The following is a 16,897-nucleotide window of genomic DNA, read 5'->3' on the forward strand; positions in this document are numbered from 1 at the left end:
TGATGGCCGGAAAACGCAGCCGGCGACGCTACTGCGCCTTGATCCGCATCTCGACCCGGCGATTGACGGGATCGTAGGGGTCGGGGTTGCGTGGATTGGCCTCGCCGAGACCGACCGCCTTGATGCGGGTGGCTTCGATGCCGTTGGATTCGAGGAAGGCCGTCACCGACTGCGCCCTGCGCTGCGACAGCCCCTCATTGTAGGTCGCCGAGCCGGATGCGTCGGTATAGCCTTCGACGACGAAGGACAGCTTGCTCAGCCGATCGTCCTTCAGCGCCTTGGCGAATTCGTCGAGTTCGCTGCGCGCCTTGGCGTCGAGCTCGGACGAATCCAGGCTGAAATTGATCAGCATATCGAGGCCGGTCTTCTCCGGAGGCTTTTCTTTCTGGCCGGTCTTGCTCTTGCACTCGTCCTCGGTGCCGACACAAATCCCGCGTGCCGCGCCGTGATCGATCGTGCCGGCAAAGAACTTCACAATGTCTTCCGATTTCTGAAGTGGGTCGGCATAGACGTGAGTCGAGAAAAGCACGGTCGCCAATGCCAAGACTGAAATGTGCCGCTGCATAACGGTTACTCCCGTTTCGAGCATCCGATTTTCACTCAGGCCCGATCCATGGATCCGGGCCAACTCTTCCTGTTCGACAATGATCTGTCGAGATCACGGTCGGCTGTGGAATATACCAAACCGTGAGGCGTTTGTCTGTGAACAACGTCATGGACATGTGGTGGTCGACAGACTTGACCCGCGCCTCGCAGGCGGGTTGAGTGAGGGCTGGGGGAGGATAACAGCAGCGATGGTCAACGGGCTTCGATTCCAGACCGCACGCGATCTCTTCGCCGCGAACACGGCTGTCGCTCGGGACATGACGGCCGTTCCGACCGACCAACCCTCGCTCGAGTTCTGCCGCCGGCTGATGGCCGGGCGCATCCCCGAGGAAGCGATTACCTTTTGCGCCTATCTCCTGCCTGACCGGGCCGCAATCTGGTGGGGCCATGAGTGCCTGGGGCATCTGACCGAGCTGCTCGAAGAGCAGGACCTCGCAACGCTGACACTGATCCAGGAGTGGGTCGGCGACCCCAACAATGCAACCCGCCGGGAGGCTGTCGCCGGGGCGGCGATGACGCAGCAGCACACGCCTGCCGGCTGGATCGCGCTAGCGGCGCAACGGCACATCAATGGCCTGACGCCGCAGACCAACGGGTCGAGGCTGCGGCCGCTGCCGGCTGCGCATGCCGTCAATGCCGGCATACTGGCCGGACTGGCGCGGGTTGCGGTGGCGGACCGTTTCTCCGTGCTCACCGCCTTTGTCGAGATGGGCATCCATCTGGCCGAAACCGAGGCGCTGCGCCGAGCCTGATTGCTCTGGATCGTGATGAGATTTCATTGAAATCTGATCCAACCCATTGTTGGCGGTCTCATTTGCAGCCGTTTTGCGCCCATTTGCCGAGTGCCACCTTGAAGCGCGTGCCCAGCGGGTGTTGCAGGCGCAACACCGAGGCATCATTGGTGACGTAGGTCTTGGCCTGGTCGCACAGCCGCTCCTCGGTCCATTGATGACAGTTGCTGCACTGGTTGTCCCAGACGGACTTTTCCAGGCCCTCGACCGGACTGAAGTGCGGCTTGCCCTGGATGAGTTGGGCGATGCTCTTGCCGTCGATCGCCGGGTCGCCGAAATTGACCGGAACATCGAAAAGGATTGGCGCGTCCGAGCCCAGCTTCGGAATTTCCTCACGCAGCTGTTCCAGCGCCTGCTCGCCGGCGTCCGTACCCGGCGGATTGGCGGCCGCGCCGGTGCGCGCCTGCGTATCGCCTTCGGGCGCAGCCGGGCCGGAATCGCCGACGATCAGCGGCGCCTTGAGATCGACCTTGTGAAGCACGACATCGGTGGTCAGCGAAACGTTGATCCAGGGCCGCTGGCGTCCGGCTGTGGCCTTGAACACATCCGACGTAACCCGGTTCATCGCTTCGGTGATCGAGACGTTGACCTCGCCGATATGGGCAAGCAGCGCCGCCGAAAATGGCGAGTGCTCGCCCGGTCCGTCATAGGCGAGCTGGTTGGGACTGGCAGCGAAGGCGACCAGCGTGCCGGCGCCGCCATTCTCGATCGGTATTTCGGCAAGGCCGCTGCTTGCCGTGCTGTCGTCGCCAGTCTCCTTGGCAAGCACATCGGCGAGCGGGTTGTCGCGGCAGGCGTCGAGGAACACCAGCCTGATGCTGGTCTCGCGCGACATCTGCCGCAGGATGAAGTCCACCTGCACGGCTTCGAAGTCGAGCGAGGTCTCGTCCTCCAGCGCCGCATCGACAGGCAGCAGGTAATTCCTGCCCGAGACCTGCAGGCCATGACCGGCATAGAAGAACAGCGCGATATCGGCGCCACGCACCTGCCGCGCGAATTGCGCGATCTTTTCCTGCGTCTGCGCCTTGGTGAGATCGAGGCCGGAGACGATTTCGAAGCCCAGCCCCTTCAGGCGATCGGACATTGCCTGCGCATCGTTCACCGGATTGGGCAGCACCGGCGCGTTCCGGTAATGGGAATTGCCGAGCACCAGGGCGATGCGGCGTTCGGCACTGGCCGCGGTCATGGTAATGGTCATGGTCAACGCAAGCGCCAGCACGGCGAGGCCGATGCCGCGCATGAAGTTGCCGCAACTTGCAATCATGTCCAAACGCACCGGATTCCTTTTCGGTTGACGGGCCTTCTCAGTTAAGGACCGGCTCAGTTGGAGAGCGGCGTGGCGGAGAACTCGATCCGCCGGTTCAGCGCCTTGTTCTTCGGCGTATCGTTCGGCGCCACCGGCTTTTCCTCGCCATAGCCGGAAGCCGTGATCTGCGCCGATGGAATGCCCGCAGCGATGATCGCGTCGGCGACCGCCTTGGCGCGCCGTTCCGACAGGTTCTTGTTGGCCGTCGGCGAGCCGTCGGAATCGGTATGGCCCGAAACCTCGACCTTCAGTTTCGGACATTTGCCGACGACGCCGACCACCTCGGCCAGCAGTGGGCGGCTCTTTTCATCGAGCCGAGCGCTGGCTGGGCGAAAATAGACGGCGCCGGTGCGCGACAGCACCTCGAACCTGTTCAGGCATTCATCGTCGCTGAAGGACGTCTTGCCTGCATCTGTGGCGACCGGCCCGGCATCGGCTGGGGCTGCGGCCGCGACGGCAGGCGTGGCCGCAGGCTTGGCGCCATCAGCGGTGAAGACGAAGTCGAACGACACCGAAGCCGTCGGGACGATGCTGCTGACATTGGCCGCCTGCTGGAGTTTTTCGATGTTGGGCAACAGGCCGAAATCCTCGACATGCACGGCGACCGGCGCCGCCGAGGCGATCGACACCATGCTGTCGGTGATCATGGTGACCACGACATTGGCCTCAAGGTCCTTGTCGACGCCGTGCAGGCTCAGGCGAAACGGGATATGCGCGCTTATGCGCCGTTTGGTGGCGAGATCGGCAAAAGCGGCGGGATCGACTTTCGCCGTCACTTCCGCCGTCGGGAATTTGAAGGTTTCGAAGAACAGGAAGCGCATGCGGACATTGCGAAGGTCGATACCGGTGTCGACCGAGTTCAGGTCGAACGTGACCTTGGCGGCGCCATCCGATGTCAGCGTGCCCGAGAGGTTCCTGATCTTGTTGGTTTCGACAATGGTGTTCTTCTTCACCGATTGATAGGTGAGTGTCGAATTCGCCGGATCGAGCGTCCAGTTCGGCTGCGCATTCGCAACTTCCGGCGCAAGCAGCAACAGGCCGAACACCACGACCACCAGAGCCGGCGGACGCCAGCGCTGCGACGGCTTTCCATGCCTTACTAATCCGACGACCCCGAACATGCATGCCCCCCGTGACAACACATTTCAGTTGCGATGACGGCGGTCGAACGTCGTCACCTCAGCCACCATAGTGCGTTAGCCGCGGCTTAGCGAGTAGCGGAGGCGTCATATCGCCGTTGCTTGCTTGGACAGGCCCCGGTTACCGGCTGGCCCACAGCACCCCACGCTCGAAGATGGTGCGCATTTGCGGCACGGAAAACTCATCCGCGGTGTGGCCGAGCGCGCTGAAGAAGACGCGGCCCTTGCCATAGCGGCGCTTCCAGACCACGGGCATGACGACGCCGTCGATGAAGTCGAGATGCTCACCGCTGAACGTCGTCGTCGCCAGCACCTCGTTGCTCGGGTCGACATGCATGTAATACTGCTCGGAATGGTAGGCGAAACCCTCGATACCCCTGACGATCGGATCGTCGCTGATGATGTCGACACGGTAGTCGATGATGTCGCCGGGGTGCGCGACCCATTGGCCGCCGGTCATGAACTGATAGGCCGGTTCGTTGCGAAAACTGTCGCCCATGGTGCCATGGAAGCCGGCAAGGCCGGTCCCGCCGCTGACGGCGGCGGTGAGGTTTTGCAGCTCCGGTTTATCGATCGTCGACATGGTGATCACCGGCACGATCAGATCGATGGCCGGGAGCTGCGGATCGGCGAGCGCCGATGTGCCCTCTTCTATCCGCACTTCGAAGCCATGCCCCGTCAATATCTCGCTGACGACAGCGGCGCTGCGAGCCGGCGTGTGGCCTTCCCATCCGCCCCAGAAAATCAGTGCCGTCTTGCTCATGCTCGTCTCTCCTTTGGTCGGCAATATTGATAGGCAAGCGGAACGCTTTTGTCTTCCCTTCCATGATGGGCATTCTGGGACGGGCATTTCTGGTCGGAAATCACGACCCGGCGATGAATTCCGTGGATGAGGACCGATTGGCCGCGCTGGCGTCTTGTTTCAATGCCGGGCTGCACTCAAATCAGCTGTCTTCGCGTTTGCGCAGACATCGGTCCGATCCGCCGCAACCAGCCGGAGCCTTCCGGGGAGACCGCTCTATGAGTTTCGACCAGACGACTGTCGCCGCTTATCTGGAAGTCATCACCATCAACCTTGTGCTGTCTGGCGACAATGTCGTGGTGATCGGCATGGCGGCCGCAGGCCTCGCCAAGGCGTTGCGGCAGAAGGCGATCATCGCCGGCATTGCCGCGGCGGCGGTGATCCGCGTCGTCTTTGCGGTGATCGCGGTGCAACTGCTGGAAATTCCGGGGATCATGCTGGTCGGCGGCATGCTTTTGTTCTGGGTGTGCTGGAACATGTTCCAGGAGTTGCGCTCGGCCGGCGACGGCGAGGACGTCGACACTGAAGCCGTAGCACTTGCGACGGCGCGGCCGGCCAAGGCGCTGCGCACCGCGATCCTGCAGATCGTCGTCGCCGATGTCTCGATGTCGCTGGACAATGTGCTGGCCGTGGCGGGCGCCGCCGCCCACGACATGAATGCGCTGGTGTTCGGTCTCATCCTGTCGGTGGTTCTGATGGCGGTCGCCTCGACGCTGGTGGCGGCGCTGCTTGCCAGGTATCGCTGGATCGGCTGGCTCGGTCTGGCAATCATCGTCTATGTCGCGGGAAATATGACTCTGGACGGCGTCGAGCAGATGAGAACGGTCGACTTACACGCGCTGCTCTCGCCAGTTGCAAGCTAGATTCTCCTGGCGATCAAATGATATCGAAAATCCGCCCTGGGTTGAGAATGTTGTGCGGATCGAACGCCACCTTCAGCCGGCGCATGGCTGATATTTCGGCGTCGCTGCGCACGAGGTTCAGCCATTTCTTCTTGTCGAGGCCGATGCCGTGCTCGGCCGAGACGGCGCCACCGCATGCCGCCACGCCGCGATAGATGATCTCATAGGCGGCCGCCGGTTCCGTGGTGTCGACCTGATAGTGCAGATTGCCGTCGCCGAGATGGCCGAAGACGTAGATCTCGGCGCTGCTGTCGACGGCGTGGATCGCGGCTTCGGCGTTGCGCAGGAAATCCGCCATGGCCGCCAACGGGATGCTGATGTCGACGCCGAGCATTCCCTCGATCGCAAACAGGAATCGGTTAGCCTCTTCGCGCACATCCCATAGCGCACGGAATTCGCGTGGCGACTGCGAGACGACCACGTCGTCGACGATGCCGTCCTCGACCGCCTGCATCAGCACCGAAGCGAAACGCTCGCCGTCCAGCTCGGCCTGGCTGCCCTGGATCTCGGCCAGCACATAGACGGGCGCGCCGACAGGCAGCGGCGCCGGCGCGGCCATGCCGGCAATCATGGAGCCGTAGAGCGGCGAGAAATTCACCTCATAGGCTGACAGCAAGGGACCGAGCCGCTGCTTGAGCAGGTCGAGCAGCGCAATGGCCGCCCCCAGCGAGCCAAGCGCGCAGAATGCGGCAACCTCGGTGGCGGGCTTGGGATGCAGCCGCAGGCAGGCGCGAGTAACCACGCCCAGCGTGCCTTCGCTGCCAATGAAAAGCTGGTTGAGATCGTATCCCGAATTGTCCTTGGCCAGGCCACGCAACGAAGTCAGGATCGAGCCGTCGGCAAGCACGGCCTCCAGCCCCAGCACCTGGGCGCGGTACATGCCGTAGCGCAGCACGCGAATGCCGCCAGCATTGGTGGCGATGTTGCCGCCGACCGTCGCCGTGCCGCGCGCGCCGATATCGACGCCGAACATCAGGCCGGACGCATCGGCCGCTTCCTGCACCGTTTGCAGCGGCGCGCCGGCTTCCGCGATGATGGTTGCCGCGGCGCGGTCGGGCGCTTCGACCGCGGTCATGCGCTCCAGCGACAGCACCGCTTCGCCCGGCTGCACGCGCGCGCCGCCGGCCAGCCCGGTGCGGCCGCCATGGACGACCAGCTTCTGGCCGATACCACTGCATAGGCGCAGGATTTCGGCGACGTCGGCGGCGTTGCGCGGACGCAAGACCAGTTCGGGCTGGCCGCCGCCCTTGCCGGAGAGGTCGTCGCCATAGCGCGGATCGATAGCATCGCCGATCACAATCGCGGCGGCATCGAGCCGACGATATAGCTGGGAAAGAAGCCGATCGATCTGTTGTGTCATGGTGCCTGGACTTTTCAGCGCTCTTTGTGACCGAGACTTTGATGCGCGACAATTTTCGCGTCAATTGAACAAATTTACGCACGGTATAATCTGTCATTGCGCGTTGAACCCACTGACGTTTCCTGTAAATTTCGTCTGCCGTTGCGTGGCGGACGCGCCGGCTGCAGGACCGTGGGCAGCGTCAAGGGATGACTGAGGTTCTGGCGCGTGCCAGACGAGGATTGAATGCCAATGACGCACAAGACGATGGAGGATTTCGCCCGCTCCTGCGGCGTCTCCAGGCCGACGCTGTCGAAATATTTCGACGATCCGACCAGCGTCAAGCCGGCAACGCGCAAGCGCATCGAAGAGGCGTTGCGGTCGTCCGACTACCAGCCCAATCTGTTTGCCCGCAACCTCAACCGCAAGCGCACCCGCGCCATCGGCATTGTCGTACCGACGGTCACCGATCCCTTCTATTCCGAAATGGTCAGCCGCATCGAGCTCAGGCTGCGCGACGAGGGCTACTGGCCGATCGTCATCTCCTCGCATGGCTCAACCGAGCTCGAAATGGAGGCGACACGTACCATCCTGTCGCTGAAAGTTTCGGGCGCGCTGATCGCGCCGCTCGGCTTGCGTTCGGACCGGCGCACGCTGGAGAAGCTGACCCAGACAATGCCGGTCGTCTATTTCGACACCTATCTTGAAGGCGGCACGCCCTTTGTCGGCAACAACAATGCCCAGAGCGTCTCGACCATCGTCGACTATCTCTGCCGCTCCGGCGACGCCCCGATCTATTTCGACATCCCGCATGTCAATCACAATTCGCCGGAGCGCCTGAACAGTTACGTCGCCGCGATGCGTCAGCTTGGCCAGGAGCCGGTGGTTATCGGCAACACCCGAGACTACACATGGGATTTCGAGCGCATCGGCTACGAGCAGATGGAACAGATGCTCGGGGCCAGCGGCCTGCCGGGCAAGACCAGAGGTCTGCCCGGCAAGACCGGGGGTCTGCCCGGCAAGACCATACTGTGTGCGAATGACCGCCTCGCCTTCGGCGTGATGGCGGCAGCTTTCGCGAAAGGGCTGAAGATCGGCCGCAAGGCCGATTGCGACCTGCGTATCGCCGCCCATGACGACCATCCGCTGAGCCGCTACACCTGCCCCGCACTGACCACCATCGCGCAGGATTTTGCCGCCATGGCGGGGCGCAGCGTCGAGACATTGCTCGCTTTGCTCAACGAGGATAGGGCGAAGGTCGCGCCGAAGGTCAGTCTTGACGCCGCCCTGGTCATGCGTCAGTCCGCTTGAACCTTTCCAAAGGCAGGATCGAAGCTTCGCCACGCGGCAATGGCGGCGGCAACCGCCTGTCTCGCTGCCGGGCCGTGACGGCCCATCGAGACGAAGCCGTGGATCTGACCGGGCCAGTGTTCCAGCACGACCGGCACGCCGGCCTCCTGCAGACGCCTGGCATAGGCCTCGCCTTCGTCGGCGAGGATGTCGTGACCGGCGATGGCGATGAAGGTGGGCGGCGCACCGGCGAGGCTTTCCGCCTTCAGCGGTGAGGTACGCCAGTCGCCGATGTCGGCGGCATTGCGGACATAATGGTCGCGGAACCAGGCCATGGTCGAGGCGGTCAGGCCAACGCCTATGGCGAAGCGGCGATAGCTGTCCGTCGTCTGCCCGGCATCGGTGTTGGGATAAAACAGCAGCTGCGCTGCCGGCGGATTTTTGTCCCCCCGCGTGAGCAGGCCGAGCACCGTGGCGAGATTGCCGCCCGCGCTGTCGCCGGCAACCGCGATGCGGGCAGCGTCGATGCCGAGTTCGTCCGCGGCGCTTTGCATGAAGGCAAGTGCCGCTCGGCAATCCTCTATTGCCGCCGGGAATTTGTGTTCCGGCGCCAGCCGGTAGTCGACGGAAACGACGACAGCGCCTGCCTCGTTGGCGAACCAGCGGCAGATCTCGTCATGCGAGTCGAGATTGCCGATCACCCAGCCGCCGCCATGGAGATAGAGCAGCGCCGGAGCGCCTGCCGAAGGCGCGCCCTGCCCGCGATAGATCCTGAGCCTCAGCGGATCGCCGGGTCCGGAGATGATGCGCTCATTGAGTGCCGCTACCGGCTCACGCTCGCCTTGCAGGTTTGGGAAGCCCTCATTGTAGGCACGGCGCGCCTGTTCGGGCGTTCCCGTTTCGAACGGCGGCGCGCCGGCCTGGCTGCCGAGCTCGAGCACATGCCGGGCCTCCGGATCGAGTGTCGGCAGGGATGGCGGCGATGTCACGGACGAACCTCCCGTCAGGCAAGCAGGGTTGCCGCTTCCTCTTCGCCAAGCAGCGGCGGCTGGTCGACCGTGCCGTTGACGGCAACCGAGCCACGGCTTTCGCCCGAAGCCAGGATCGCCTCCATGATCTCAAGCACATGCAGCGCCAGCTCACCGGAGGCGCGCGGCTTTCTGCCCGTGGCCAGCGCGCGCGCCAGATCGGCGACGCCGAGCATGCGGTAATTGGCGCGGTCGGGCGCCACATAGGGCCAGTTGCGGGCGCCATACAATTCGCTCTCGCTGGCGAAATCGGCCCAGTCGGCGCCACGTTCCGACAGCGAGACCGTGCCGCCGAACGTGTCGGGATCGGGTAGCCTGAGCGAGCCTTCGGTGCCGTGCAGTTCGATCGGATGGTTGGTGTGTTTGAACACGTCCCAGGAGGCGCCGAAGGTGACGGTGGCGCCGGAACGGAATTCGAGCAGCGACATTATGCTGGTCGGCGTGCCGACCTTGAATGTCGTGTTCTTGAACGGCCCGTCGGCCGTGATCAGCCTCTCCTCCTGGCCGCGCGTCGCCATCGCCATGACGCGCTCGACCGGCCCGAGCAGATTGACCAGCACGGTCAGGTAATAGGGCCCCATATCGAAGACCGGACCGCCGCCGGGCTGATAATAGAATTGCGGATTGGGATGCCAATGCTCCATGCCGCGCCCCATCATGAAAGCGGTGCCGGTCACCGGCTTGCCGATGGCGCCGTCATCCATCAGCCGGCGCGCGCGGCGGCCGGCTGCACCCAGGAATGTGTCCGGCGCCGAGCCGATCAGCAGGCCGCGCTTCGCGGCCTCGGCGACAAGGCGGTGGCCGTCCGCGGCCGACGTTGCCAGCGGCTTTTCGGTGAAGACGTGCTTGCCCGCCGAAAGCGCCGATAACGAAATGTCGAAATGCGCCGCGGGGATTGTCAGGTTCAGCACGAGGTCGATATTGGGGTCGGCCAGCAGCGCGTCAACGCCGAGGGCGCGGATGCCGTATTCCCTGGCGCGCAGCTCAGCCATGTCAGCGGAAATGTCGGCGCAGGCACGCAACTCGACGCCGCCGAACAAAGCTGCATTGCGCAGATAGGTCATCGAGATGTTGCCGCAGCCGATGACGCCGATGACGAGCTTTGTCTCTGATTTTCCGTGCATTTCCAGCTTTCCTCCGAAGCCAAGGGCATGCTGCGCGAACCGTTGCAGTTCCCACGATCCCCCCGCAATCCGCTATACAGGATTTTAAATGTTGACGCGCGTAAAATTTTTATAGAGCTTGTGAGAATTCTGGCGCGCATTGGGAGGCGGCCAGCGTGAGGAGGAGAACATGACCGGCATGAAAAACGGCCGACGGCCGCTGCGAAGCCCGTGGGTCATGCGCGTCTTCCGTCGCGCATCAGAGACCGGGACGGCTTCAGGCATAGATCACCTTGGCCCCGACCCTATCAAGCTCGCTGCGTATTGGACCGGGCAGGCCATCGTCGGTGATCACCACATCGACGGCCGACAGCGAAAATGCCTTGGACGTCCCGCTGACGCCCCATTTGCTCGAATCGGCGAGCAGGACAACGCGCCGGGCCATGCGAACGAGGTTTCGCTTCGTTCGCGCCATGTCTTCGTTCACGTCGACCACATCCAGTGACGAGTCTATCGCATGCGCTCCAACAAAGACCTGATGCGCTACCAGGCCGCCGAGAGCCGTATCGGCATCGGTGATCAGCGTGCTCACCGTGTCGGGATAGACCCGGCCGCCGATCATATGAACGTCGAGCCCGGGACGATGCATAAGATGCTGCACGATATTCATGGCCGTGGCCGCGACCACGACATTGCTGAGCGGCGGTAACTGCATGGCAAGCTGCATCAAGGTCGAGCCACCGTCGAAGATGACCGATTGGTTGTCCTCGAACAGGTCCAGCGCCGCCCGGGCGATGCGCTTCTTTGCGTCGAGGTTCGTTTGCATCCGGCGGGCGAACGCGGCCGTCGTCGAATCGGTAGTCCGGGTCACCGCTCCTCCACGGGTCTTGGTCAGCAGTCCCTTGCGGTCCAGTATTTCGAGGTCGGAGCGCACCGTGACCTCCGACACGCCAAACCCGTCCGACAGGTCCTTGATGCGAACCTGTCCGCTGCGTTGCACCTCGCCCAGGATCGATTGGCGTCTCTGCTCCGACAACATTGCCCGGCCCTTGCCTGCCTGCGCCGAGCAATCGCGCCGGCCTCGGCTCACCTTACCGGAAATATGCAGATTCGAAAGCTTTCGAAAGATTGTTTTTCCTTTTTCTTTCGGAAACACTGGATCGAGCATTTTTAAATCAACCGATCAGGGAATTTTGGACTCATGAGCCTAGGAACCAAGGTGCGCCTCGCGCGCCTCTTCTCGCATCCATCGGGGAACCTTTTTGGCGGCGCGGTCGACCACTTCGTCGGCTATGGCGACGTGCGCAAAGGCGGCCTTGCCGACCTGCCGGGTGCGCTCGCACGCGTCATGGCGGGCAAACCCGACTACGTCAGCATCCAGCCTGGCACCGCGCGCCATCTGTGGCCGCAATATGCGGGCAAAGCTTCCCTGGTGATTCAGGCGGGCTGCTTCACTGCGGACGATCGTATCAGCGAGTTGATCGCAACGCCCGAGGACGCGGTGCGCGCGGGGGCCGATGCGTTGGCCGTGGCCATTCCGGTGCGCGGCGCGACGGAGGGCAAATACATACGCTGGCTGACCGATTCGGTGAATGCAGCAGCACGCTACGGCATGCCTGTGGTGGCGCATATCTACCCTCGCGATTTCACCGACGGGGCAAAGATCGTCTTCACCCCCGACGAGATCGCCTATGCGGCGCGCATCGGTTACGAGTCCGGCGTCGACGTGATCAAAATCGGCTACACCGGCGATTTCGAGTCGTTCCGGGAGACCGTCCGGACCTGCCCGGTGCCGGTTGTCATCGCGGGCGGTCCAAAGACCGATACGCTGCTCGGCGCGCTTCAGCAGACGGCGGACGCCATCCGTGCCGGCGCGCACGGCGCCGTGGTCGGCCGCAATCTCTGGGGGCACGGCGATCCGGAGAAGGCAGCGCTTGCCTTTCGCGGCGTCATCCATGACGGCCTTTCGGCGCAAGACGCCCTGGCGAAGGCGGGTGCCTGAACGATGCCCACCATCCCCTCGATCCTCGGCTTCGGCGCTATTGCGATCGACGACATAGTCTACGTCGATCAGCCATTGTCGGCGGGCAAGGGTAAGGTTCTGCAAAGTACCCGCGCCTTCGGGGGAAATGTCGCGACGGCGCTGGCCGCCGTCGCGCGGCTCGGCGGAACCGCCGGGTTCGTCGGATGGCTGGCCAGTGCCGCGGACGACGCGGTGCAGCTCGATCTCGTGGCGAGCGGTATTGAAACCGCATTCGCGCCGCGCCATCCCGACGCGCGCCCGGTGCACTCGCGGATCACCGTCGGCTCGGACGGGGAAAGGTTCATCGCGTATGACGACGATGCGATGCTGGGCACCGCTCCGGACTTTCCGGACGATATCCTCAGCCGCGCAACCGTCCTGATCGTAGATAGCTATGCGACCGGGTCGCTGGATGTCGTGGCTCGGGCTCGCGATCTCGGCCTTGCGATCCTCGGCGATATCGAATGGAGCAGCGGCCCCGCCACGGAGCGGCTGATCGCGCTCTGCGACCATCTCATTGTTCCACTTAGCTTTGCACGGACTGCCACGGGGCGCCGATCACCTGCCGAGATGCTCGATGCCTTGTGGTTGCCATCGCGATCCGCCGTGGTTCTGACCGATGGAGGCAGGGGTGTGTACTATCGCGGCCGTGAAGAGACAGGTCTCTGGCACCTGCCCCCGCACCGGGTTGCGGTCGTCGACTCCACAGGCGCGGGTGACTGCTTTCATGGCGCCTATGCCTATGCGTTGACGCGCGGAGCCGACACCGCGGGCCGGGTGGCATTCGCGGCCGCGGCGGCGGCCGTTTCGATAACGGGGCGTGGCGGGCGCGAGGCGCTTCCGACCGAGGACCAGGTCACGCAACTCCTGGCATCGGCGAACGCGCCGTCAGCAGTCGACCTGAAAAATGCGCATGTGGATGCTGGAGCATGACCTGAAACGATCCGACGAAACATTTCGCAGGCGAACACAAGCCCAGGAGAATCATAAAAAATCAGGGCTTATACTTGTGGAGGGAGGAATATGGCAGAAGTCATTCTTGAGAAGATCTGCAAGACCTACGGGAACAGTTTTCGCGCAATCGACCAGTTGAACCTGTCGGTCAAGGACGGCGAGTTCTTGATCCTCGTCGGGCCTTCCGGCTGCGGCAAATCCACGGCGTTGCGAATGATCGCGGGGTTGGAAGACATCACCAGCGGCAGCCTTCGGATCGGCGGGATCGACGTCGCCGACATGCCGCCCAAGGACCGCGACATCGCGATGGTGTTCCAGAGCTACGCGCTCTACCCGCATATGACGGTATCCGAAAACATCGCCTTTTCGATGCGGCTGGCAGGCAAGCCGAAGGCCGAGCGCAAGAAGCGCGTGGACGAGATCGCCAAAACTCTTCAGCTGACGTCTTTGCTGGACAGCAAACCCGCGAACCTGTCAGGCGGGCAGCGTCAACGGGTTGCCATGGGCCGCGCCATGGTGCGCGAGCCGGCCGCCTTTCTCATGGACGAGCCGCTTTCCAATCTGGATGCGAAACTGCGTGTGCAAATGCGCGCCGAAATCACCAGCCTGCAAAAGCAGCTCGGCGTCACGACCATTTACGTGACCCACGATCAGATCGAAGCGATGACGATGGGCGACAGAGTCGCGGTGTTGAAAGGCGGTGTGCTGCAGCAGGTCGACACACCCAAGAGGCTCTATGAATCGCCGGTTAACGCCTTCGTTGCCGGCTTCATCGGCTCTCCTTCGATGAACCTTTTCGAGGCGACCCTGAAGGGCGGCGAGCTCGCTTTTCGCGACTTCGCCGTCCGGCTGCAGGATGCAGCCTTCGTGCGCAGGCCGGCCTTGAGGTCGTATGCGGGGCGCAAGGTCGTGTTCGGGATCAGACCGGAGGATCTTTATGACAGCAGCCTTGAATCCGGTCGCAAGTATCAGACGATACCGGCCAGGGTGACCTCGATCGAGGAACTCGGCTCCGAACAGATCGTCCACATGAACATCGACGCGGTCCGGGTGGACTCCGGCGATCCGGATGCGGTGGACGATTTCGGCCTGGCGTCGAACGCGGTTGCGAGGTTCGAGCCGATCAGCGCCGTCCGCTCCGGCTCGGAAATCCGGTTGGCCGTGGATGATGCCAAGTTCCATTTCTTCGATCCCGAAACGCATCTGGCGATCTGAAGATCTGCGGAAGACCGCGGGCGGGAGCGAGGTGCCTGCGGAAGATACAAGAAGGCTTCTGAATGAACAGACGATCGTCCGCATTGTGCGGCCGATCTTGAAGAAGGAGGAGAAAATGATGTTTCGGATACGACCCGCGATGCTGAAAATAGCCGCGGCCGCATGGTTGCTTGGTGCAACCGGCGCCATGGCGGACACGACGCTGGAATTCACCCAATGGTGGGAGCCCGAATTGCCGGCCGGATCGCTCAGGGCAATCATGAACGACTTCGAGGCTGCAAACCCCGGCATCAAGGTGACGCTGGTCAGCGGTCCCTATGCGACCACGCGAGACCAGATCTCGGTCGGCGCCGCAACCGGAACGCTTAGCGACGTCGTCGGTCTCGACGGCGCCTGGGTGAACAATCTGAACGCGCAGGGTGCGCTGGCCGACATGAACCCGATGATGGATGCGAGCGGGTTCGACAAGACCCAGGTCGCGGATATCATCAAGGTGGACGGCAAGGCGGTGATGTTTCCCGTGGCTTCGTTCGTCTATCCGGTCTTCGTCAATCTGGACCTCGCCGCCCAGGCAGGCGTGACCAAGCTGCCGTCGACCCGCGGGGAGTTTCTCGAAGCCGCCAAGAAGATGACCCACGCCGACAAGAACCAGTATGGCTGGGTGCTGCCCTTGTCGCTGCAAACGCCGTCCGGTGTCCAGAACGACCTGATGTCGTGGGTCTGGGCCTCGGGCCAATCGATGATGGTTGAAGGCAAGCCGGCTCTCGAGGGCAAGCCGGTCGTCGATATGCTCACCTTCGTCAAATCACTGAACGACGCCGGCGTCATCTCGCCCGGCATTGCCACCAAGACCGAGCAGGAGAAGGTCGAGGAATTCGTCAACGATCGGGTCGGAATGATGATCGACTCGCTTGCGCATGTGAACCTCATCCGCAAACGCAATCCCAAGCTGAACTTCGACCTGATCCCGGTCCCGGTCGTGGCGGACTACAGCGGCAAGCGCGGCCTTCCCTACGCCTCCTGGGGCATCGGCATCTCCGCCGCCTCGAAACATCAGGATGAAGCCTGGAAGCTCGTCCAATATCTGATGAGCGAGAAGGTGAATGCCAAGCTCGTGTCGCTTGCAAATGCCTTCCCGGGCAACGTCAACGCCAAGCCCGATTTCGTGACCTCGGACAAGGCTTTCGCCAAGGCTTTCGAAATCTTCAAGACCGGCTATCTCGCCAACGAGTTCACGGGCCTGCCGGTGGCTGAAGACCTGATGACCCAGTTCGACGTGGAGGCTCAGAAGATGCTTGCCGGCGAGCAGTCTCCGGAACAAGCCGCAACCAACGCTCAAAAGGGCTGGATGGCGAAATTCTGAGCGGCCCATTGCCCGTTTGCTATCTTCCACCGGGTGGCCCGGCCTCGGCCAGGCCACCCGTCAACAACGGATCGCAATTTGAGATGGACCTGTTTTTGAAGCGCACCTTCCTCCTGAAGGCACATCCCAGGGGTCGCACATGACCGGGCAGAAGCGCTCCCACCATCGACTGAAACGAGCGGTCGCACCCTATCTCTATCTGTCACCATCGCTCCTCATAATCGGCCTTCTGATGCTGCTGCCGATGGTGACGGTGATTGGCTATTCGTTCCAGAACAGCGCGGTGCTGCGTCGCGACCCGTCCTTTGCCGGACTGAAACACTACCAGGCGATCTTTGCCGATCCGGTGTTCTGGGCCTCGCTGTGGCACACGCTCTACTTCACCTGCATGAGTGTCGTCTTCCATATGACCATCGGCATGCTCTTCGCACTCATGCTGAACAGCGACCGCATCAATCCGACGCTGCGCAACATTCTGCGCGTGCTGTACATACTGCCCTGGCTGTTCACCGCGGTAATTATCGCGGTGATCTGGCGCCTTCTGCTTGAGCCGAATGGTGTCGTGAACAGTGTTCTCATGCAGATGGGCATCATCGGTTCCAAGGTCGAGTGGTTTTCCTCGCCCGCGACCGCGCTGCACGCCGTCACCTTCGCCAATATCTGGGCGGGCTACCCGCTTTTCATGGTCAGCCTGCTCGCAGGCTTGCAGGGCATTCCCGAGGATTTCTACGAGGCCGCCGATATCGACGGCGCGAAGGCCTACCAGAAGTTGATCTTCATCACCATTCCGCAGCTGATGCCGATCATCATCAGCATCTCGCTGCTCGACTTCATCTGGACCATGCAAGTCTTTCCATTGATCTGGATAACGACGGGTGGCGGTCCGATCTACTCGACCGAGGTCCTCAGCACCTACACATACAAGCTGGCGTTTTCGAGCTACAACCTGTCGCAGGCCTCGGCGAGCGCCGTGGTCATCCTGCTGATCTCTCTCGGCCTGACGCTGTTCTACATCCGCTATCAGAAGGCTCGGTAG

Annotated in this window: 16 protein-coding genes; 8 read left to right on the top strand and 8 right to left on the bottom strand. The window is 62.7% G+C overall.

The window, feature by feature from the left end:
* Positions 1-28: 28 nt before the first annotated feature.
* Positions 29-565, bottom strand: coding sequence for an OmpA family protein (locus NKJ64_RS05100; protein ID WP_023682635.1), 537 nt, complete (start codon positions 563-565; stop codon positions 29-31).
* A gap of 229 nt (positions 566-794) precedes the next feature.
* On the opposite strand from NKJ64_RS05100, the gene NKJ64_RS05105 reads away from it, so the two are divergent.
* Positions 795-1,358 (top strand): DUF6931 family protein, encoded by a 564-nt coding sequence (locus NKJ64_RS05105; RefSeq protein WP_023687008.1) that lies wholly within the window; start codon positions 795-797, stop codon positions 1,356-1,358.
* A 58-nt stretch (positions 1,359-1,416) separates the two neighbouring features.
* Here NKJ64_RS05105 and NKJ64_RS05110 read toward each other — a convergent pair whose 3' ends face one another.
* The 3 genes from NKJ64_RS05110 to NKJ64_RS05120 form a co-directional block, all read right to left on the bottom strand.
* Positions 1,417-2,661: a caspase family protein gene (locus tag NKJ64_RS05110; protein WP_352462153.1), complete on the bottom strand. Its 1,245-nt coding sequence runs from the start codon at positions 2,659-2,661 to the stop codon at positions 1,417-1,419.
* Between the two features lie 56 nt (positions 2,662-2,717).
* Positions 2,718-3,824, bottom strand: coding sequence for an OmpA family protein (locus NKJ64_RS05115; protein WP_352462080.1), 1,107 nt, complete (start codon positions 3,822-3,824; stop codon positions 2,718-2,720).
* 139 nt (positions 3,825-3,963) lie between these two features.
* A complete protein-coding gene (locus NKJ64_RS05120; RefSeq protein ID WP_352462081.1) occupies positions 3,964-4,605 on the bottom strand; it encodes a ThuA domain-containing protein in 642 nt (213 codons plus the stop codon).
* Positions 4,606-4,862: 257 nt separating this feature from the next.
* Here NKJ64_RS05120 and NKJ64_RS05125 point away from each other — a divergent pair, with 257 nt between their 5' ends.
* The gene (locus NKJ64_RS05125) at positions 4,863-5,507 is read left to right on the top strand and encodes a YjbE family putative metal transport protein (protein ID WP_023667912.1); all 645 of its coding nucleotides are present in this window, start codon (positions 4,863-4,865) and stop codon (positions 5,505-5,507) included.
* Positions 5,508-5,520: 13 nt separating this feature from the next.
* On the opposite strand, the gene NKJ64_RS05130 is transcribed toward NKJ64_RS05125, so the two are convergent.
* A complete protein-coding gene (locus NKJ64_RS05130; protein ID WP_352462082.1) occupies positions 5,521-6,906 on the bottom strand; it encodes an FAD-binding oxidoreductase in 1,386 nt (461 codons plus the stop codon).
* 225 nt (positions 6,907-7,131) lie between these two features.
* On the opposite strand from NKJ64_RS05130, the gene NKJ64_RS05135 reads away from it, so the two are divergent.
* Complete coding sequence (locus NKJ64_RS05135; RefSeq protein ID WP_352462084.1) at positions 7,132-8,196, top strand: LacI family DNA-binding transcriptional regulator; 1,065 nt, start codon at positions 7,132-7,134, stop codon at positions 8,194-8,196.
* Here NKJ64_RS05135 and NKJ64_RS05140 read toward each other — a convergent pair.
* The 3 genes from NKJ64_RS05140 to NKJ64_RS05150 all read right to left on the bottom strand — a co-directional run bounded on the left by NKJ64_RS05140 (position 8,184) and on the right by NKJ64_RS05150 (position 11,345).
* Complete coding sequence (locus NKJ64_RS05140; protein ID WP_352462085.1) at positions 8,184-9,164, bottom strand: alpha/beta hydrolase; 981 nt, start codon at positions 9,162-9,164, stop codon at positions 8,184-8,186. The two genes, NKJ64_RS05135 and NKJ64_RS05140, sit on opposite strands and share 13 nt — an antisense overlap.
* Positions 9,165-9,178: 14 nt before the next feature.
* Positions 9,179-10,327 carry a Gfo/Idh/MocA family protein gene (locus NKJ64_RS05145; protein ID WP_352462087.1) on the bottom strand — a complete coding sequence of 383 codons (1,149 nt, stop codon included), beginning with the start codon at positions 10,325-10,327 and terminating at the stop codon, positions 9,179-9,181.
* 256 nt (positions 10,328-10,583) lie between these two features.
* A complete protein-coding gene (locus NKJ64_RS05150) occupies positions 10,584-11,345 on the bottom strand; it encodes a DeoR/GlpR family DNA-binding transcription regulator (RefSeq protein WP_023704789.1) in 762 nt (253 codons plus the stop codon).
* Positions 11,346-11,507: 162 nt separating this feature from the next.
* Between NKJ64_RS05150 and NKJ64_RS05155 the strand changes: the two genes are divergently transcribed.
* The 5 genes from NKJ64_RS05155 to NKJ64_RS05175 all read left to right on the top strand — a co-directional run bounded on the left by NKJ64_RS05155 (position 11,508) and on the right by NKJ64_RS05175 (position 16,897).
* Positions 11,508-12,308 carry a beta/alpha barrel domain-containing protein gene (locus NKJ64_RS05155; protein WP_023682642.1) on the top strand — a complete coding sequence of 267 codons (801 nt, stop codon included), beginning with the start codon at positions 11,508-11,510 and terminating at the stop codon, positions 12,306-12,308.
* A gap of 3 nt (positions 12,309-12,311) precedes the next feature.
* Positions 12,312-13,262 (top strand): PfkB family carbohydrate kinase, encoded by a 951-nt coding sequence (locus NKJ64_RS05160; protein ID WP_352462088.1) that lies wholly within the window; start codon positions 12,312-12,314, stop codon positions 13,260-13,262.
* Between the two features lie 90 nt (positions 13,263-13,352).
* Entirely contained in the window at positions 13,353-14,498 is a 1,146-nt protein-coding gene (locus tag NKJ64_RS05165; RefSeq protein WP_352462089.1) for an ABC transporter ATP-binding protein, read from the top strand.
* A gap of 115 nt (positions 14,499-14,613) precedes the next feature.
* Positions 14,614-15,861, top strand: a complete 1,248-nt coding sequence (locus NKJ64_RS05170) for an ABC transporter substrate-binding protein (protein ID WP_352462091.1) — start codon at positions 14,614-14,616, stop codon at positions 15,859-15,861.
* 139 nt (positions 15,862-16,000) lie between these two features.
* Complete coding sequence (locus tag NKJ64_RS05175) at positions 16,001-16,897, top strand: carbohydrate ABC transporter permease (protein ID WP_023726309.1); 897 nt, start codon at positions 16,001-16,003, stop codon at positions 16,895-16,897.

It is taken from the genome of Mesorhizobium sp. M0062 (assembly GCF_040323125.1).
Taxonomy (GTDB): domain Bacteria; phylum Pseudomonadota; class Alphaproteobacteria; order Rhizobiales; family Rhizobiaceae; genus Mesorhizobium.